The sequence below is a fragment of the Pandoraea pneumonica genome (assembly GCF_902459645.1).
Lineage (GTDB): Bacteria > Pseudomonadota > Gammaproteobacteria > Burkholderiales > Burkholderiaceae > Pandoraea > Pandoraea pneumonica.
The window spans coordinates 306,066-324,246 of the sequence record NZ_CABPSK010000004.1 but is presented as its reverse complement, the minus strand read 5'-3'; the positions used below and the strand labels follow the sequence as shown (position 1 = coordinate 324,246).

The 18,181-nt window shown below is 61.8% G+C and carries 16 protein-coding genes; 12 read left to right on the top strand and 4 right to left on the bottom strand.

What is annotated here, in order from left to right:
* Positions 1-68 precede the first annotated feature (68 nt).
* Both PPN31114_RS20680 and PPN31114_RS20675 read left to right on the top strand, forming a co-directional pair.
* Positions 69-539, top strand: a complete 471-nt coding sequence (locus tag PPN31114_RS20680) for an acyl-CoA thioesterase (protein WP_150681395.1) — start codon at positions 69-71, stop codon at positions 537-539.
* Between the two features lie 2 nt (positions 540-541).
* Positions 542-949 carry a RidA family protein gene (locus PPN31114_RS20675; protein WP_150681738.1) on the top strand — a complete coding sequence of 136 codons (408 nt, stop codon included), beginning with the start codon at positions 542-544 and terminating at the stop codon, positions 947-949.
* Positions 950-1,189: 240 nt separating this feature from the next.
* On the opposite strand, the gene PPN31114_RS20670 is transcribed toward PPN31114_RS20675, so the two are convergent.
* From PPN31114_RS20670 to PPN31114_RS20660, 3 genes are all read right to left on the bottom strand, one after another.
* Positions 1,190-1,750, bottom strand: a complete 561-nt coding sequence (locus tag PPN31114_RS20670) for an ureidoglycolate lyase (RefSeq protein WP_174987701.1) — start codon at positions 1,748-1,750, stop codon at positions 1,190-1,192.
* 70 nt (positions 1,751-1,820) lie between these two features.
* Positions 1,821-2,840 carry an allantoicase gene (gene alc / locus PPN31114_RS20665; RefSeq protein ID WP_150681394.1) on the bottom strand — a complete coding sequence of 340 codons (1,020 nt, stop codon included), beginning with the start codon at positions 2,838-2,840 and terminating at the stop codon, positions 1,821-1,823.
* Between the two features lie 142 nt (positions 2,841-2,982).
* On the bottom strand, positions 2,983-4,314 hold the full coding sequence (locus PPN31114_RS20660) for a C4-dicarboxylate transporter DctA (protein WP_150681393.1): 1,332 nt from the start codon (positions 4,312-4,314) through the stop codon (positions 2,983-2,985).
* 353 nt (positions 4,315-4,667) lie between these two features.
* Here PPN31114_RS20660 and PPN31114_RS20655 point away from each other — a divergent pair, with 353 nt between their 5' ends.
* The 8 genes from PPN31114_RS20655 (at position 4,668) to PPN31114_RS20620 (ending at position 14,574) form a co-directional block, all read left to right on the top strand.
* A complete protein-coding gene (locus PPN31114_RS20655; protein ID WP_150681392.1) occupies positions 4,668-5,435 on the top strand; it encodes an SDR family NAD(P)-dependent oxidoreductase in 768 nt (255 codons plus the stop codon).
* A 2-nt stretch (positions 5,436-5,437) separates the two neighbouring features.
* Positions 5,438-7,063, top strand: coding sequence for an alpha,alpha-trehalase TreF (treF, locus tag PPN31114_RS20650; RefSeq protein WP_246182667.1), 1,626 nt, complete (start codon positions 5,438-5,440; stop codon positions 7,061-7,063).
* A gap of 132 nt (positions 7,064-7,195) precedes the next feature.
* On the top strand, positions 7,196-7,957 hold the full coding sequence (locus tag PPN31114_RS20645; RefSeq protein ID WP_150681390.1) for a FadR/GntR family transcriptional regulator: 762 nt from the start codon (positions 7,196-7,198) through the stop codon (positions 7,955-7,957).
* Positions 7,958-8,151: 194 nt separating this feature from the next.
* Positions 8,152-9,297, top strand: a complete 1,146-nt coding sequence (carA, locus tag PPN31114_RS20640) for a glutamine-hydrolyzing carbamoyl-phosphate synthase small subunit (RefSeq protein WP_150681389.1) — start codon at positions 8,152-8,154, stop codon at positions 9,295-9,297.
* 43 nt (positions 9,298-9,340) lie between these two features.
* A complete protein-coding gene (gene leuE, locus PPN31114_RS20635) occupies positions 9,341-10,009 on the top strand; it encodes a leucine efflux protein LeuE (RefSeq protein ID WP_150681388.1) in 669 nt (222 codons plus the stop codon).
* Positions 10,010-10,027: 18 nt separating this feature from the next.
* Positions 10,028-13,276: a carbamoyl-phosphate synthase large subunit gene (gene carB, locus PPN31114_RS20630; RefSeq protein ID WP_150681387.1), complete on the top strand. Its 3,249-nt coding sequence runs from the start codon at positions 10,028-10,030 to the stop codon at positions 13,274-13,276.
* Positions 13,277-13,586: 310 nt separating this feature from the next.
* Positions 13,587-14,063 (top strand): transcription elongation factor GreA, encoded by a 477-nt coding sequence (gene greA, locus PPN31114_RS20625; protein WP_058377905.1) that lies wholly within the window; start codon positions 13,587-13,589, stop codon positions 14,061-14,063.
* Complete coding sequence (locus PPN31114_RS20620) at positions 14,047-14,574, top strand: DUF4149 domain-containing protein (RefSeq protein ID WP_150681386.1); 528 nt, start codon at positions 14,047-14,049, stop codon at positions 14,572-14,574. Before greA ends, PPN31114_RS20620 begins: the two co-directional genes overlap by 17 nt.
* A gap of 182 nt (positions 14,575-14,756) precedes the next feature.
* Here the strand turns inward: PPN31114_RS20620 and yhbY are convergent, their stop codons facing one another.
* A complete protein-coding gene (yhbY, locus tag PPN31114_RS20615) occupies positions 14,757-15,257 on the bottom strand; it encodes a ribosome assembly RNA-binding protein YhbY (RefSeq protein WP_150681385.1) in 501 nt (166 codons plus the stop codon).
* A gap of 148 nt (positions 15,258-15,405) precedes the next feature.
* Here yhbY and PPN31114_RS20610 point away from each other — a divergent pair, with 148 nt between their 5' ends.
* Both PPN31114_RS20610 and ftsH read left to right on the top strand, forming a co-directional pair.
* On the top strand, positions 15,406-16,056 hold the full coding sequence (locus PPN31114_RS20610) for an RlmE family RNA methyltransferase (RefSeq protein WP_150681384.1): 651 nt from the start codon (positions 15,406-15,408) through the stop codon (positions 16,054-16,056).
* Between the two features lie 119 nt (positions 16,057-16,175).
* On the top strand, positions 16,176-18,050 hold the full coding sequence (gene ftsH / locus PPN31114_RS20605) for an ATP-dependent zinc metalloprotease FtsH (protein WP_150681383.1): 1,875 nt from the start codon (positions 16,176-16,178) through the stop codon (positions 18,048-18,050).
* Positions 18,051-18,181: the final 131 nt, after the last annotated feature.

Below are 18,181 nucleotides of genomic sequence, written 5' to 3'. Positions count from 1 at the left end.
CGTATTGATGCGTTGTCGTGCGTCGTGGCGCGTTGTAGTGCGCCGAGAAGATAAGGGAGGAGACGACTATGTCGGGCACAGAAGTTAGCACGCACGCTTTCGTGAAGCCGCTGCTGGTGCGCTTCAAGCATTGCGATCCGGCAGGCATCGTGTTTTATCCGCGCTACTTCGAGATGATCAACGATCTGGTCGAAGACTGGTGCGCCGAGGGGCTGGGGTTGTCGTTCGGCGAGATGCACCTGCGCGATGGTCTGGGCGTGCCGACGGCCAACGTAGAGTGCCGGTTCAGTGCGCCGAGTTTTTTGGGCGATACGCTCACGCGTTCGCTGGAAGTTACGCGTCTTGGGCGCTCGTCGATGACGCTGCGCATCCGCTTTGCGGGTGCCAACGACGAGACGCGTTTGCAAGCCACGCTGGTGCTGGTCTGGGTCGCGAAAGGCGAGGGCGGTAAGCCCGCGCCCATCGCGGTGCCGCCAGCGCAGCGCGCGGCGATTGTGCGCTTTGCCGCACCTGATTCTGTAATTGAGGGAGTGACCTGATGCTGCAAGTTCTGCAACCGCCCGAGTGGGCGAAACCGCGCGGCTACGCCAACGGTATGGCGTTCGAGATGACGGTGGGCAGCCGCATCGTTTTTGTCGGCGGTCAGATCGGCTGGAATGCGCAGCAACGCTTCGAGACGAACGATTTCGCACTGCAAGTGCGTCAGACGCTGGAGAACATCGTCGCGATTCTGGCCGAAGGCCGCGCCAAGCCCGAGCACATCGTGCGCATGACTTGGTATGTGAAGAACAAGGAAGAATATGTGGCGAACTACCCGGCGATCGGCGAGCACTATCGCGCGGTCATCGGCCGCCACTTCCCCGCGATGACGGCCGTAGAAGTGGCCGATCTGGTTGAGGATGAAGCGAAGGTGGAAATCGAGGTGACGGCGGTCGTGCCGGCGGCTTGATGCTTTGGTTTGCTGTGCTGGGGGGAGCCGCTTAAACCTCCCCCCAGGCCAGAGCGGGGCCCCTTCCCGCTGCTCAGACAGTGTTCAACTCGCCTCGGGAAGGGGCCCCACTCTGTCCTCATCCACGTGACCAGTCCCTCAGGCGACACCGCCCCCTCCGCTCTTCGTTTCTTCTTCCCGCCAAACAAAAACGCCAGACATCGTCTGGCGTTCTTGTTTGATTCCCTGCAAAGTTGCCGGTTATGCGGCTTTCTGCGCGCCCTGCACTTTGTCCAACTCGGCTTGCGTCAGCAAATACGTTGTCGGCAGATCCTGCTCATCGCAATTGTGGCCCTCGCCGCCACGATCCACGACGATGAAGTCGCTCACCTCGTGCAACGCCAGTAACGGGTGGTGCCACACGCCGCGCGCGTAGTTCACACCCTGCCAGCCGTCCGAGACGAACGCGCGCATTTTGCTCACGTCCAACTCGCCTGCCGGTGCGACCACCACGAGATACGGCAGCGTCTTCAACGGAATAAACGCCTGACTGCCCAACGGGTGACGCTCCAACATCTTCACCTCGTACGGCAACTCACGCGGCTGGCCCCGGAACACGTTCACCAACGTGCGGCCACCCTCCGGCCCCAGATCCACCGTCGCCAGATCGTGATACCGCTCCGTCGTCCCGCCATTGATCGCGAAATGCTTCGCCCCCGCCAACTCGATCACGTCGCCAAACGCCGCAAACGACTCTCGCGTCAATCGCTCAATCTTCAATGCCGGGCCCGCCATATCACTCTCTCCCTCTTGTTTTTTCATTCGCTCACCGCCCGCTTGCTGCCAGACGGTGAGTCGCTTCGTTGTTTGCTGCGCTCGCTGACTTCTTCGCTTACTTCTTCTCGCCCAACCGGCCCCACAGACGCAGGCGCGACACGCCGCCGTCCGGGATGATGTTGAAACGAATGTGCGTAATCGCGCCCAGCTTCTGAATCTGCTCTTCGAAGAAGAACTGCTTGTCCATCGCCAGCTTCTGCTCAGGCAGCAACACCGGCCAGAACATCGACTGCGTAATGAGCGACTGCTCGGTACCGCCCGTCACATACGCGCCCTGAATCGAGCAGCGGTCCGGGAAGTTGCCCTTGAAGTGCGCCGTGTCGACTTCGATCTTGCCGATCTCGCCCGGCTGCGCCAGCGCGATGATCGCCCAGTCGTTGCCCGGCTCGCGACGGCGACGCGTCTCCCAGCCATCGCCCATGTTCACGCCACGGCCCGGCATCAGCAGGTTCGAGGCCAAACCGAAGTGCTGGTTGTTGGCCGCGACCACGTAGCCGCCGTTCTCCATCGCGATCAGGTCGATCAGCTCGTCGCGCGAACGGTTCGCCCAGTCGCTTTGCGGCAGTCCGTACAGACGCAAACGCGCCAGACCGCCGTCCGGATACAGATTCACACGCACGTGCGTGGCCGGGCGCTGGGTGGTGATGTCGTGATAGTGGTGCGAGTTGCCTTGCAGCGTCGTCGAGGCGAGCAGTTCAAACCACTCGGCGTTGGCCGACGGGGCACCGTCGGGGCTGTAGCAGCCTTCGAGCGACGCGGCGGGCGGGAAGTTGCCGGTGAAGTGGCTGGTGTCGAGATCGACGCCGAACAACACGCCCGGGCGCGCCAGCTTGACGATGCACCAGTCGTAGCCGTTCACGCGCTTGCGGCGCGTTTCCCAGCCGTCCATCCACTTGCCGTTGTCGTCGTACTTGCCCGGAATGAACACCGCCGGGTCGGGGTTGAGCATGCGCTCTTTGGCCGCGAAGAACTCGTCGCTGGCTTCCAACGCCTGCGCACCCAGACGCGGATCGGCCAGATTGACGTAACGGCGCACGAATTCCGGTGCGTTCGGATCTTGCGGGACGAGGGCCATCTTGCTTTGAACTCCAGAGAAAGTGGCCGACGCGATGAATGGCGCGTCGGCAAAAAAGCTGCGGCAAAGAATCTGCGGAAAAAGCGGCGGGCCGGGGCGTGTGACCGAAGACCCGCGCGCTTAACCTGTGTTTAACGAGTGTTTAGCGTGTCAGTGCAGCATTGGCCGGTGAAGCTTCGGCGGCATCATCTTCCGCCGCTTGCACGACGGGCTCATAAGGCAGTGCGCCGTTCAGCACTTGATGCGCTCTCGCAAAATCGACGTCTTTCTCCCACGCCGCCACAACCAGCGTTGCCACGCAGTTGCCCAGCAGATTGGTGATCGCACGGGCAATACCGACGAACCAGTCGACCGGCAGAATCAACACCAGACCGATGACCGGGATGGCCGGGATCGCGGCCAGCGTCGCGGCGAGAATCACGATGGCGGAACCCGGAATGCCGTGCGCGCCCTTGGACGTCAGCAACGACACCAGCACCACAAGAATCAGATCGTGAATCGACAGCGGTGTGTTGGTGGCCTGCGCAATGAAGATGACCGCGAGCGTCAGGTAAATGGAGAAGCCGTCGAGGTTGAACGAGTAACCGGTCGGCACGACCAGACCCACGGTGGACTTCTTGATGCCCATCCACTCGAGCTTGCGCATGATCGTCGGCAACACGGCATCGGACGACGCGGTGCCCAGCACGATGGACAGTTCTTCGCGGAAATACTTGATGAACTTGAAGATGTTGAAACCCGCCAGACGCAACACGCCACCCAGCACGACCGTCACGAACACGGCGCAGCTCAGATAGAAGACGAATACGAGCATGCCGAGTTGCTTGAGCGACGACGCACCGTACTTGCCGGTGGTGAAGGCCACTGCGCCCAGCACGCCCAGCGGGGCCAGACGGATGATGAACGCCATCACGCGGAAGAACACGTGGCTCAGGTCTTCAATGAAGCGCGCCACCGGCTTGCCCCGCTCGCCCAGTGCTGCGAGCGCGCAGCCGAACATCACGGAGAAGACGAGAATTTGCAGAATGTCGCCCTTGGCGAACGCGTCGGTAATGGTGTTGGGGATGATGTTCAACAAGAAACCGGCCGTGTCTTTCAGGCTCTTGGCATTCTCGGTGTAGGTCGCCATCGCGCTCGGGTCGAGGCTGCGGATGTCGATGTTCATGCCCACGCCCGGGCGCGTAACCCACGCCAGCACGGCGCCGATGACCAGCGCGAAGGTAGTGATGATCTCGAAGTAAATGACCGCTTTCACGCCGACGCGGCCCACTTTACGCAAATCGCCCGCGCTCGCCATGCCACTGACGACGACGCAAAAGACGATCGGGCCAATCACCATCTTGATGAGCTTGAGGAAGCCATCGCCCAACGGACGCAAGGACTCGCCCAACTGCGGAAACCAGATGCCAAGTGCCACGCCTACTACCAACGCGATGACGACTCGGCCAAATAACGAACGGAACAGCCTGGGCATGGTGTGTCTCCTCTGCCTGCGTAGATCTTTCTGAATTTGATGGGCTCTACAACAACGGATTGCTCTCTCGGGGGCTCTGCGGTACGGCGCTTTCCTCACCATCGGGCAGTGTATCGCTACAAGTCATACCGGTCTGACCAGTGGTGTTATGGCGAATATTAGAAAGTCAATATATGGCGGTCAAGGCACATCCGCTGAGGGGATACCCTAGGGGTGCGGTTGCGATTGCCGGGCGATGAAAGTGCCGGTTTTATAGGGTGGATCAGCGCGGTTGCACTTATGTGACCGCCGGAACTTCGGTTTCTGGCGCGGGGTCGCATTGGGTATCCCAACACACAAGTCAGGGAGGCGCCATGCGAATGAGAGATACGGTGGTACTCGTCACGGGCAGCGCACAGGGCATCGGGCGCGCGATCGCAATTCGGCTGGCGCAGGAGGGCGCGCGCATCGTCGTGGAAGACCGGCAAGACAGCGCAATGGCCGAGCAGACGCTCGACGCCGTGCGCAAAGCGGGGAGCGACGGCTGTGTCATTGCGGGGGATGTCGGGCACGTGTCCGACGTTCAGGCAGTGGTGACGCAGGCGGTGGCCAAAATGGGGCGCATCGATGTGCTGGTCAACAACGCCGGGGTCGAGCGCCGCGCGGCGTTTCTGGACGTCACGGAAGCCGATTACGACCTCGTGCTCGATATCAATCTGAAGGGGGCGTTCTTCCTCACGCAAGCTTTCGTGCGTCATCTTAGCGATACGAAACGCGGCGGGCGGATCGTCAACGTGAGCTCGGTGCACGAAGAGCTGCCGTTTCCGCACTTCACCAGTTATTGCGCCAGCAAAGGCGGTATGAAGATGATGATGCGCAATCTCGCCATCGAACTCGCGCCGCTCGGTATCACGGTCAATAACGTCGCGCCCGGTGCGGTGGGCACGGCGATCAATCAGCAACTTCTCAAGAACAAGGCAGAACTCGACGCGCTGCTCGCGAATATTCCGCTCGGGCGTCTCGCCGATCCCAGTGAGGTGGCCAACGCGGTCTTGTTTCTGGCGTCGCCGGAAGCGAGTTATGTCACGGCGACGACGGTGTTCGTCGACGGCGGTCTGCTCTGGAATTATTCGGAGCAATGACCATGACCGACACCGCCCAACGCACGCTCTCGCAAGGCGGCATGTCGCCGGATGTGGCGCACGTGGCGCCGTCGGACGTGCTGACGCCCGCCGATCGGTATCAAGAATTGTTCGTCGCGGTGCAGACGCAGCGCATCTTTCCCGATAGCAAGACGTTTGTCGATTGCGTGCCGCAGGTGGCGCCGGAGGAGGTGCTTCGGCGCTATCGCGACGACGCTGGGCGACCGGGGTTCGATCTCTCGGCTTTTGTCTCCGCGCATTTTTCCATCGAGCGCATTCCCGATAGTCACTACGTGTCGGATCCCGGGCAGGGGCTGGTGGCGCACATCGATGGCCTCTGGGACGTGCTCACCCGACACCCGCATGCCCATCCGGCGGATAGCTCGCTGCTGCCGTTGCCGCAGGCGTACGTGGTGCCCGGCGGACGGTTTCACGAACTCTATTATTGGGACTCCTATTTCACGATGCTCGGGCTCGCGCAGAGCGGACGCCACGAACGGCTCGTGAACATGGCCGATAACTTCTCGTTTCTCATCGATACCTATGGCCACGTGCCGAATGGGAACCGCACTTATTATCTGAGCCGGTCGCAGCCCCCGATGTATGGCTTGATGGTCGAACTCTTCGAATCGCATGGGGTGGCGCGCGCGGCGCGCTATTTGCCGCATTTGCTTCGTGAGTACGCGTTCTGGATGGAGGGGGAGGCGTCGCTCGCGGTCGGCGAGGCGTTTCGCCATTTGGTGCGCTTGCCCGACGGCGCGTTGCTCAACCGCTATTGGGACGAGTGCGACACGCCGCGCGAAGAAGGCTATCTAGAGGACGTGAATACGGCGTTGCATGCGATCGGGCGCAATGCGGGGGATGTATATCGCGATCTGCGCGCCGGGGCGGCGTCGGGCTGGGACTTCAGTTCCCGCTGGCTCGGCGACGCCAACGACCTGTCGTCGATCCGCACGACGGCGATTCTGCCGGTCGATCTGAACAGCTTTCTTTACGCCACCGAGCGGCATATTTCCCGGCTTAGCGAGGCAAGCGGCGATACGGCGTCGGCGCAGGCGTTCGCCGCGCGCGCCGAGGCTCGTCGCAATGCGATGACGCGTCATCTATGGAGCGATGACGACGGTGCCTTCATGGACTACGACTGGCAGCTTGGGACGATACGCCGCCAATTGTCGGCCGCCGCCGCGACGCCACTATTCGTGGGTCTCGCGTCGCCGGAACAGGCGCACCGCACCGCGCGTGCGATTGCCGCGCGCCTGATCGCCGCTGGCGGGCTGCGCACGACGGAAACGTCGAGCCTTCAGCAATGGGACCCGCCCAACGGCTGGGCGCCGCTGCAATGGATTGCCATCCACGGCCTGTGCAAGTACGGCGAGACCCTGCTGGCCAAGGACATCGCCCATCGCTGGCTTGCGACGGTGGGGGCGCTCTACACCCGGGAAAGCAAGCTGGTGGAGAAGTACTCCCTGCATACGAGCGACGTCATGTCGGCCTGCGGCGGCGGGGGCGGGGAGTATCCGCTGCAAGATGGCTTCGGCTGGACGAACGGCGTGGTGCGCCGCCTGCTCGGCGATCACCCCGAACATCACGCCCACACGGCCAAGGCGCACGGGCGGCCGCGCGGGTAGGGTGGGTGGGCGAACGGCGGCATGGCGGCGCTGCGGTGCATCGCCCGATATTTGGCGTCGTACAATGCGCCATACCGAGCCGCGCGCGATTGCGCGGCTTGTGCGATATCTCTGCATGACTTGTGAGGCCTCATGAAGCATTCGGCACACGCCGTAACCGACGCTGCCGTCGCCATCATCCGCGAACGCATCGAGCGTCAGGTCTACCCGACCGGCGCGATGCTGCCGTCGCAGCGCCAACTCGCCGAAGAACTGTCGATTAGCCGCGCCTCGCTGCGCGAAGCCCTCTCGACGCTCGAAGCGCTCGGCATGGTCTCCATTCGCCCCGGCAAAGGCGTGTACGTGAGCGACGCCTCGGCGCGCGTTGGCGTGGCGTGGCGCTTCGCCGACCAGATTTCGCTCGCCGATACCTATCAGCTGCGGTACGCGCTCGAAGGCTTTGCGGCCCGGCTGGCCGCCCACGCCGCCAGCAACGACGAAATGGCTTGGCTCACGGATAACGTCGAGGACATGAAGGCCGCACTCATCGACGGGGATGTCGATACCGCGGCGCAGCTCGATTTCGCGTTCCACCTGCGCATCGTCGGGCTTGCCGGTAACGGCGCGATTGCCGACATTCTGCGCGGCAGCACGGAAATTGTGATGGAAAGCCAGCGCCTGCCTTTCTATCAGCGTGAACTCGTGCTTTCCACCTATCATGAACATCTGGAGATCCTCGACGCCCTGCGCCGCCGCGATGGCGCTGCTGCTGGGGCTGCGATGGAGCGCCATATCGTGCTGGCGGCCCAGCGGGCGGGCATTCACTTCCCTATCCCCTCTGCGTATTCGTCTGTCGGCGGCCTTGCCCCCCGGGAGAACGCAGAGCGTACTGGTACTCCACACGTTCAGCTTTGAGATGATTGGGATTTGCGCTATACTTTGAAGGTTTTAGTCACTTAACCCTCACCCTAGCGCCTACCCGCCTGACATCTCGTCCGCAGTCCGAGCATCCGCTGTGCGCATATTCCGCGCAATTCCGGTGCCCGCGCTGATGTCATCGCGAGCGGACGATGGGGCGGCAGCCGGGGTGAACCCTTCAGGAGTTTCCCGTGCTGCCGTCATTCCCACCCGCTATTCTCGCGCTCGCTGACGGCACGGTCTTTCGTGGGTACGCCATTGGCGCTGCCGGTCACACCATCGGCGAAGTCGTGTTCAACACGGCCATCACCGGCTACCAAGAAATTCTCACCGACCCGAGCTATGCGCGCCAGATCGTCACGTTGACGTATCCGCACATCGGCAACACGGGCGTCAACGGTGAAGACGTCGAAGCCACGAAAGTCCATGCCGCCGGCCTGATCATCAAGGATCTTCCGATCCTCGAATCGAATTTCCGCGCCGACAAAACCCTGTCGCAATACCTGAAAGACGAAGGCGTTGTCGCCATCGCCGGTCTCGATACGCGCCGCCTCACCCGTATCCTGCGCGAGAAGGGCGCTCAGAACGGCTGCATTCTCGCCGGTGAAGAAGCCGACGAAGGCAAGGCCATCGCGCTGGCTCAGTCGTTCCCGGGCTTGGCCGGTATGGATCTGGCCAAGGTCGTCTCGACCACCGAACGCTACTCCTGGACGCAGACGGAATGGCAACTCGGCGAAGGCTACGGCGAGCAGAAAGACCCGAAGTTCCACGTGGTCGCCCTCGACTACGGCGTCAAGCGCAACATTCTGCGCATGCTCGCTGAGCGTGGTTGCAAGGTCACGGTGCTGCCCGCCCAGAGTTCGGCCGACGACGTGTTCGCCCTGAACCCGGACGGCGTGTTCCTCTCGAACGGCCCCGGCGATCCGGAACCGTGCGATTACGCCATTGCCGCCACGAAGACGTTCCTCGAGCGCCGCATCCCGACGTTCGGCATTTGCCTGGGCCACCAGATCATGGGCCTGGCCGTCGGCGCGAAGACCCTCAAGATGAAGACCGGCCACCACGGCGCGAACCATCCGGTGAAGGATCTCGCCTCGGGGCGCGTCGTGATCACGTCGCAGAACCACGGTTTCGCGGTCGACGCGAACAGCCTGCCGGCCAACGCGCGCGTCTCGCACGTGTCGCTCTTCGACGGCACGCTGCAAGGCTTCGAACTGACGGACCGCCCGGCGTTCTGCTTCCAGGGTCACCCGGAAGCGTCGCCTGGCCCGCACGACATCGGCTATCTGTTCGACCGCTTCGTGCAGTCGATGGCCGACGCAAAACAAGCCGCCTAAGTACGCTGCATAAGCGCGACGAACGAATCGGGAAACACGCACCATGCTCGGAAACTCACTCGGCATCGTCAACCTCTGGACCTATCTGGCCGGGGTGGTGGTGGTCATCTTGCTGCCGGGGCCGAATTCGATCTATGTCCTGTCGGTCGCCGCACAACGCGGCGTTCGGCAAGGCTACGCGGGCGCCTGCGGGGTGTTCCTCGGCGATACGATCCTGATGGCCCTTGCGGCCGCAGGCGTCGCATCGCTGTTGCACGCCCAGCCGACGCTGTTCTTCGTAGTGAAGTACTTCGGCGCGGCGTATCTGTGCTGGATGGGCTTCAACATGCTGCGCGGCGCTGTGAAGAACATGCGTGCCGCGCGGGCGAATCCGGGTGCCGTGGCGGCACCGCCGAAGCAGGTCAACGCGGATCAGCCGTTTCGCCGCGCGCTGTTTATCAGCCTGCTCAATCCGAAGGCGATCCTGTTCTGCGTGTCGTTTTTCATCCAGTTTGTCGATCCGGGCTACGCCTGGCCGGCACTGTCGTTTGCAGTGCTGGGCGTGATCGTGCAGACCTGTAGTTTCCTGTACCTGAGCACGCTGATCCTGGCCGGTTCCCGTCTGGCCGAGCACTTCCGGCAACGTCGCCGGTTGAGCGCCGGGGCGACCGGCGGCGTGGGCGCGCTGTTCGTCGGCTTCGGTGTGAAGCTCGCGACCGCGACGCTGAGTTAAATTTTTGTTGAGAACGTTATGCCAAAGCGCACAGACATTAAGAGCATCCTCATCATCGGCGCCGGCCCGATCATCATCGGTCAGGCATGCGAGTTCGATTATTCCGGCGCACAGGCCTGTAAGGCCCTGCGCGAGGAAGGCTACAAGGTCATCCTGATCAACAGCAACCCTGCCACGATCATGACCGACCCGGATACGGCCGATGTGACCTACATCGAACCGATCACGTGGGAAGTCGTCGAGCGCATCATCGCCAAGGAGCGCCCGGATGCCATTCTGCCGACCATGGGCGGCCAGACCGCGCTGAACTGCGCGCTCGACCTGCACAAGCATGGCGTGCTCGACAAGTACAAGGTCGAGCTGATCGGCGCGTCGCCGGAAGCCATCGACAAGGCGGAAGACCGTCTGAAGTTCAAGGACGCGATGACCAAGATCGGTCTCGGTTCGGCCAAGTCGGGCATCGCGCACTCGATGGAAGAAGCGCTCGCCGTGCAAGCGGAAATCACCGCCGACATCGGTGGCAGCGGCTACCCGATGGTGATTCGCCCGTCGTTCACGCTGGGCGGCTCGGGCGGCGGTATCGCCTACAACCGCGAAGAATTCGAAGAGATCTGCAAGCGCGGTCTCGACCTCTCGCCTACGCGTGAGCTGCTCATCGAAGAGTCGCTGCTGGGCTGGAAGGAATACGAGATGGAAGTCGTGCGCGACCGCGCCGATAACTGCATCATCGTTTGCTCGATCGAAAACCTCGACCCGATGGGCGTGCACACCGGTGACTCGATCACCGTGGCACCGGCACAGACGCTGACCGACAAGGAATACCAACTGCTGCGTAACGCATCGCTGGCAGTGCTGCGCGAAATCGGCGTGGAGACGGGCGGCTCGAACGTCCAGTTCTCGATCAACCCGAAGGACGGCCGTATGGTCGTCATCGAAATGAACCCGCGTGTGTCGCGTTCGTCGGCACTGGCATCGAAGGCGACCGGCTTCCCGATCGCCAAGATCGCTGCCAAGCTGGCCATCGGCTACACGCTCGACGAGTTGCGCAACGAGATCACCGGCGGTGCCACCCCGGCCTCGTTCGAACCGACGATCGACTATGTCGTGACCAAGGTGCCGCGTTTCGCCTTCGAGAAATTCCGCGAAGCCGATACGCGCCTGACCACGCAGATGAAGTCGGTCGGCGAAGTGATGGCCATGGGCCGCACGTTCCAAGAATCGTTCCAGAAAGCCATGCGCGGTCTGGAAGTCGGCGTGGACGGTCTGGACGAAAAGTCGACCGACCGCGACGAGATCGTGGCCGAGATCGGCGAGCCGGGCCCAGACCGTATCTGGTACGTGGGCGACGCATTCCGCCTGGGCATGAGCCTCGAAGAGGTCTACGCCGAGACGGCGATCGACCCGTGGTTCCTCGCGCAACTGCAAGCCATCGTCAATAAGGAAAAGGCCCTCAACGGTCGCACGCTGGAAAGCCTGAGCACCGAAGAGCTGCGCTTCCTGAAGCAAAGCGGCTTCTCGGATCGCCGCCTGGCCAAGCTGCTCGGCACCGATCAAACTGCCGTGCGTAAGGCCCGTATCGCACAGAAGGTGCGCCCGGTCTACAAGCGTGTGGATACCTGCGCCGCGGAATTCTCGACGAACACCGCCTACATGTACTCGACCTACGAGGAAGAGTGCGAAGCCCAGCCGACCAACAAGAAGAAGGTCATGGTGCTCGGCGGCGGCCCGAACCGTATCGGTCAGGGTATCGAGTTCGACTACTGCTGCGTGCACGCTGCGCTGGCGCTGCGCGACGATGGTTACGAAACCATCATGGTCAACTGCAACCCGGAAACTGTGTCGACGGACTACGACACGTCGGATCGTCTGTACTTCGAGCCGGTGACGCTTGAAGACGTGCTGGAAATCGTCGACCTCGAAAAGCCGGTTGGCGTGATCGTGCAGTACGGCGGTCAGACCCCGTTGAAGCTCGCGCTCGATCTGGAAGCGAACGGCGTGCCCATCGTCGGCACCAGCCCGGACATGATCGACGCTGCTGAAGACCGCGAGCGTTTCCAGAAGCTGCTGCACGATCTGGGCCTGCGTCAGCCGCCGAACCGTACGGCACGTGCCGAAGACGAAGCGCTCAAGCTGGCTAGCGAAATCGGCTACCCGCTGGTGGTGCGTCCGTCGTACGTGCTGGGTGGCCGTGCGATGGAAATCGTTCACGAGCCGCGCGATCTCGAGCGCTACATGCGCGAAGCCGTCAAGGTGAGCCACGACAGCCCGGTGCTGCTCGACCGCTTCCTCGACGACGCGATCGAATGCGACGTCGACTGCATCTCGGACGGCACCGATGTCTATATCGGCGGCGTGATGGAGCACATCGAACAAGCCGGCGTGCACTCGGGCGACTCGGCCTGCTCGCTGCCGCCGTACTCGCTGTCGGCGGAAACGGTCGCTGAACTCAAGCGTCAGACGGCTGCAATGGCGCGCGCGCTGAACGTGGTCGGCCTGATGAACGTGCAGTTCGCGATTCAACAAGGCAACGGCGTCGACACGATCTACGTGCTCGAAGTGAACCCGCGTGCATCGCGTACGGTGCCGTACGTCTCGAAGGCCACCGGCCGTCAGTTGGCCAAGATCGCCGCACGTGCGATGGTCGGTCAGACGCTCAAGGAGCAAGGCGTGACGAGCGAAGTCTCGCCGCCGTACTTCAGCGTGAAGGAAGCCGTGTTCCCGTTCGTGAAGTTCCCGGGCGTCGACCCGGTGCTTGGACCGGAAATGCGCTCGACGGGTGAAGTGATGGGCGTGGGCCGTACATTCGGCGAAGCGCTCTTCAAGTCGCAACTGGCTGCGGGTTCGCGTCTGCCTGCGTCGGGCACGGTGCTGCTCACGGTCAAGGACGCGGACAAGCCGCGCGCGGTCGAAGTGGCCCGCATGCTGCACGCGCTGGGTTACCCGATTGTCGCGACGCGCGGCACGGCGGCGGCGATTGAAGCCGCTGGCATCCCGGTGCGCGTGGTCAACAAGGTGAAGGACGGCCGTCCGCACATTGTCGACATGATCAAGAACGGCGAGATTGCTCTGGTGTTCACCACGGTGGACGAAACGCGTACGGCGATTGCCGACTCGCGCTCGATCCGCATGACGGCGCAAGCGCACAAGGTCACGTACTACACGACGATCTCGGGCGCCCGCGCTGCGGTGGAAGGTCTGAAGTACTTGCAGAACCTGGAGGTCTACGACCTGCAAAGCCTGCACGCTCAACTGCCCGCACAGTCGTAATCGGCGGGGAGTGGCGGGATAGCCACAGGCGATAAGCCCGGCGCGGTTCAGGCCGCATCGGGCGATGTCGCAAAAAATGGCGCGTAGTCTCGGGAACCCATCCCTGGCCTACGCGCCAAATGCATTATGTGAGGCGGATTGCCGCGCGATTCGTCACCGGTCGAAACCCGACGCGTGACTGGATTGGCAGCTACGGCAAGTCTGCTACACTTACGCCATATAGGTGTCACAGCCGCGGTCAAGCGGCGTTCGCAAAAAGTGCGAATGCGGCTTTGCTGCGGCAATTTTTTTGTCTTTCGGAACAACGCGCATGAGTACCATTCCTCTGACCAAGCGGGGCGCCGAGCTGCTCAAGGATGAGCTGCACCGCCTGAAGACCATTGAGCGTCCGGCCGTGATCATTGCGATCTCGGAAGCCCGTGCGCAAGGCGATCTGTCGGAAAATGCCGAATACGACGCCGCCAAGGAAAAGCAGGGTTTCATCGAAGGTCGCATTCAGGACCTCGAATCGAAGCTGTCGGCTGCGCAGATCATCGACCCGGCGGCACTTGATGCCGAAGGCCGCGTGGTCTTCGCCGCGACCGTCGAACTTGAAGATCTCGATAACGGCGGCACGGTGCTGTATCAAATCGTCGGCGACGACGAAGCAGACCTGGAGCACGGCAAGATTTCGGTGAGTTCGCCGATCGCGCGTGCGCTCATTGGCAAGCATGCAGGCGATGTGGCCGAAGTGCAGGCCCCGAGCGGCGTGCGTGAGTACGAGATCATCGATGTCCGCTACGTCTGAGATGACGTCTTCCGTGGCGTCGACCCAGGGCGCACCCAGACTGGAACGGTTGTTCCGGATGGTGGCAACGCTCTGGTGCGGCAGCCAATGGGCTATCGGCTACATCGTCGCGCCGACGCTGTTCGCAGTGTTGGAATCGCGCACGATGGCCGGCACAGTCGCGGGCCGACTTTTTCACACGCAGGCGTGGCTGAGCCTCGTTTGCGGCGTGCTGTTGGTCTGGCTGGCGACGGCGCTGGTGTCGCGCAGCGCCGATGAACAGGCCGCAAAACGCTATCGCAGCCTGCGTTGGCTGGCGGTGGCGATGATGGTTTGCGTGCTGATCAGCTGGTTCGCATTGCAGCCGTTCATGGCGGAATTGCGGGCGGCGGCAGAAGCTTCCGGCGTGGAAATCGGGCAATCGCCTTTTGCCGCGCGCTTCGGCATGTTGCACGGCATTTCCAGTGCCATTTATTTGTTGCAGAGTTTGCTGGGCGTGGCGTTGATCTGGCGCCAGCCCGTGCGCGGATAAATACCGCAGGCGGCGAGGGCGGGCAATCCTATCGATTGTTTTGCCTCGCTGCCCAATAAAAAACGCGCCCGACATTGTGCGGGCGCGTTGTTTTTAGGGGCGAGTGGAATTGTGAAAACGAACCACTGTCCCAGTCTGCGGCGAAGCGGTGTTGCGTGTGCTTCGGCCGCCGTCAGTCCGAATTAGTCGTTACGCTGACGCTTGACGCTCGTCTGACGCTTCTTGGCTTTCTTGACGATACCGCCGGCGGTCATGCGCTCGTTACCGCGCACGGTCACCTTCTTGACGGCGGGGCGGCGCCCGGAGTTTGGGCTGTTCTTGACGACCGTCACGGTGCGCGGTGCGCGGCCCTTGACCGTTGCGCCGGTACCACCGGTACGTGCGCGCACCGGGGTGTCGTCTTCGTCCGGAGTCGGACGGTACAACACGAGCAGTTTGCCGATGTGTTGTACCGGCGCTGCACCGAGTTGGTCGCAGATGGATTCGTAAATGGCGATGCGCGCGTCGCGTTCGTCACCGAAGACACGCACTTTGATCAGTTCGTGGGCCTTCAGGGCGCCGTCGATTTCCTTGAGCACCGCAGGCGTCAAGCCGTCGGCGCCGATCAGAACGACGGGGTTCAGCGCATGGGCGGCGGAGCGCAGGTCGGCGCGTTGCGCCGGGGTCAGGGTCAAAGCAGACATAGAAGACAGACGAGAGACAAACGAGACAAACGAAGAAGAATGCGCCTGATGGCGGGTGCCGGAGCTTCTGCCAGGGGCAGGTCCGACTCAGCATTTTGGGCGCGCAAGGGCGTATTATCCTGCAAATTCGCAGTGTTTTTGAAGAATTATGGCAAAAAACCGTTTCAGCCACGCTTGGCTGCACGATCACATCAACGATCCCTACGTCAAAATGGCGCAGCGAGAGGGCTATCGGGCCCGCGCAGCGTACAAACTCAAGGAGATCGATGAGCAGGACCGGCTGATCAAGCCCGGTCAGGTGATTGTCGACCTGGGGGCAACCCCGGGCAGTTGGAGTCAGTACGCCCGCAACAAGCTTGCGGCGGGTAAGCGCGCCGACGGCGGCATCAATGGCACGATCATCGCGCTGGATATCCTGCCGATGGACCCGATTGCTGACGTGACTTTCCTGCAAGGCGACTTCCGCGAAGACAGCGTGCTCGCGCAGCTCGAAGAAATTGTGGCGGGACGCAAAGTAGACCTTGTACTTTCGGACATGGCCCCCAATTTGTCAGGTGTCGCGATGGCAGATGCGGCGCGGATCGAGCATATTTGCGATCTCGCGCTGGATTTCTCTCAACGGCACTTGAAACCGGAAGGGGCGTTACTGGTCAAATGTTTCCACGGCAGTGGCTATAGCCAAATTGTCGAAAAATTCAAACGCCAGTTCAAAACCGTGGCGCCGCGCAAGCCCAAGGCGTCCCGCGACAAATCTTCCGAAACTTTCATTCTGGGTCGGGGTTTGAAAAATCCGGCTTGATGCCCGTCAAACCAGCGCACTGGCGCTATGGTGGCGGTAAAGAATCACTATGGCGGTGCGCCTGCGAGTGGATTAGAATGAATTCCTGGCGCGAAGCGATTTCATGAAGGAGCAACGCTTTGAACAATAATATGTTTTCCAAAGCGGCGGTGTGGTTAGTCATCGCGCTGGTCTTGTTTACTGTTTTTAAACAGTTCGACAAGCCGCACGTCCAGGAGGGCGTGACGTACTCCCAGTTCATGGACGATGCCAAGAACGGCAAAATCAAGAACGTGATAGTGCAAGGGCGTAGCCTTCAGGTGACGCCGAGCGACGGCCAGAAATACAGCATCGTGTCGCCGGGCGACATTTGGATGGTGGGCGATCTCATGAAGTACGGCGTGCAAGTCTCGGGTAAGGCCGACGACGAGCCGAACGTGCTGATGTCCGCGCTCTACTATCTTGGACCGACGCTGCTGATCATCGGCTTCTGGTTCTACATGATGCGGCAGATGCAGGGCGGCGGTAAGGGTGGTGCCTTCTCCTTCGGCAAATCCCGCGCGCGTCTCATCGACGAGAATGCCAATCCGGTCACATTTGCTGACGTCGCGGGCTGCGACGAAGCCAAATATGAAGTCGGCGAAATCGTCGATTTCTTGAAAGATCCTCAGAAATTCCAAAAGTTGGGCGGTCGTATCCCGCGCGGTGTGCTGCTGGTCGGCCCGCCGGGGACCGGTAAGACGTTGCTGGCGCGCGCCATTGCTGGCGAAGCGAAGGTGCCGTTCTTCAGCATTTCCGGTTCGGACTTCGTTGAAATGTTTGTCGGTGTGGGTGCTGCCCGCGTCCGCGACATGTTCGAAAACGCCAAGAAGCAGTCGCCGTGTATCGTGTTCATCGACGAAATCGACGCGGTCGGCCGTCATCGTGGCGCCGGTATGGGCGGCGGTAACGACGAACGCGAGCAGACGTTGAACCAGATGCTCGTCGAGATGGACGGTTTCGAAGCTAATTCGGGCGTCATCGTGATTGCTGCGACCAACCGTTCGGACGTGCTGGACAAGGCGCTGCTGCGTCCGGGCCGTTTCGACCGTCAGGTCTACGTCGGTCTGCCGGATATCCGTGGCCGCGAACAAATTCTGAAGGTTCACCTGCGCAAGGTGCCGATCTCCAACGACGTCGACGCTTCGGTGATCGCGCGTGGCACGCCGGGGATGTCGGGTGCCGATCTTGCGAACCTCGTGAACGAAGCCGCACTGTTCGCCGCACGTCGCAACAAGCGCATCGTTGAGATGCTCGACTTCGAAGATGCGAAGGACAAGATCTTCATGGGTCCGGAGCGTAAGTCGGCTGTCATGCGCGATGAAGAGCGCAAGGCGACGGCTTACCACGAGTCGGGTCACGCAGTGGTGGCGATGTCGCTGCCGGGCGCCGATCCGGTGCACAAGGTGACGATCATTCCGCGCGGCTGGGCGCTGGGCGTGACGATGCAGTTGCCGGAGCACGACAAGTACTCCGAGTATCGCGACACGATGCTCATCCAGATCGCCATGCTGTTTGGCGGTCGTGCAGCCGAAGAAGTGTTCCTGAACAAGATGTCGACGGGCGCTTCCAACGACTTCGAGCGTGCTACGAAGCTGGCGCGCGACATGGTGACCCGTTACGGCATGTCGGACGCGTTGGGCCCGATGGTCTACGTCGATACCGAGCAGGACTCGATGTTCGGCCGCATGTCGGCTAAGTCGGTGTCGGAAGCCACGCAGCAGAAGGTCGACGCAGAAGTTCGCCGCATTCTGGACGAACAGTACGCACTGGCTCGCAAGCTGCTGGAAGACAACCGAGACAAGGTCGAAACGATGACTCAGGCCCTGATGGACTGGGAAACGATCGACGCCGAGCAAGTTAAGGACATCATGGAAGGCCGCCCGCCGCGTCCTCCGAAGAATGGTCCGTCGAGTGGCGGCGCGTCGGGTGGCAACCCGCCGCTCAAGCCGAGCAACACGCCGGCAACCGTCTAAATCGGATGTCGATCGGTGAGTTGAACGACATCGATTCAAGCAATATCAAGCAGTAACCCGCAAAAAGGCCGGCAAATCGCCGGCCTTTTTGCATTGCCGCACTGAAATTGTCGCCAGGCCGCCAGCTTCAC

What these genes read in the sequence shown, in the direction of transcription:
- greA (WP_058377905.1), top strand. Translation starts at nt 13,587, where the DNA reads ATGAGTACCATTCCTCTGACCAAGCGGGGCGCCGAGCTGCTCAAGGAT.
- treF (WP_246182667.1), top strand. Translation starts at nt 5,438, where the DNA reads ATGACCGACACCGCCCAACGCACGCTCTCGCAAGGCGGCATGTCGCCG.
- PPN31114_RS20645 (WP_150681390.1), top strand. Translation starts at nt 7,196, where the DNA reads ATGAAGCATTCGGCACACGCCGTAACCGACGCTGCCGTCGCCATCATC.
- leuE (WP_150681388.1), top strand. Translation starts at nt 9,341, where the DNA reads ATGCTCGGAAACTCACTCGGCATCGTCAACCTCTGGACCTATCTGGCC.
- PPN31114_RS20670 (WP_174987701.1), bottom strand. Translation starts at nt 1,750, where the DNA reads ATGAAAAAACAAGAGGGAGAGAGTGATATGGCGGGCCCGGCATTGAAG.
- carB (WP_150681387.1), top strand. Translation starts at nt 10,028, where the DNA reads ATGCCAAAGCGCACAGACATTAAGAGCATCCTCATCATCGGCGCCGGC.
- PPN31114_RS20610 (WP_150681384.1), top strand. Translation starts at nt 15,406, where the DNA reads ATGGCAAAAAACCGTTTCAGCCACGCTTGGCTGCACGATCACATCAAC.
- PPN31114_RS20680 (WP_150681395.1), top strand. Translation starts at nt 69, where the DNA reads ATGTCGGGCACAGAAGTTAGCACGCACGCTTTCGTGAAGCCGCTGCTG.
- PPN31114_RS20660 (WP_150681393.1), bottom strand. Translation starts at nt 4,314, where the DNA reads ATGCCCAGGCTGTTCCGTTCGTTATTTGGCCGAGTCGTCATCGCGTTG.
- yhbY (WP_150681385.1), bottom strand. Translation starts at nt 15,257, where the DNA reads ATGTCTGCTTTGACCCTGACCCCGGCGCAACGCGCCGACCTGCGCTCC.
- alc (WP_150681394.1), bottom strand. Translation starts at nt 2,840, where the DNA reads ATGGCCCTCGTCCCGCAAGATCCGAACGCACCGGAATTCGTGCGCCGT.
- PPN31114_RS20655 (WP_150681392.1), top strand. Translation starts at nt 4,668, where the DNA reads ATGCGAATGAGAGATACGGTGGTACTCGTCACGGGCAGCGCACAGGGC.
- PPN31114_RS20620 (WP_150681386.1), top strand. Translation starts at nt 14,047, where the DNA reads ATGTCCGCTACGTCTGAGATGACGTCTTCCGTGGCGTCGACCCAGGGC.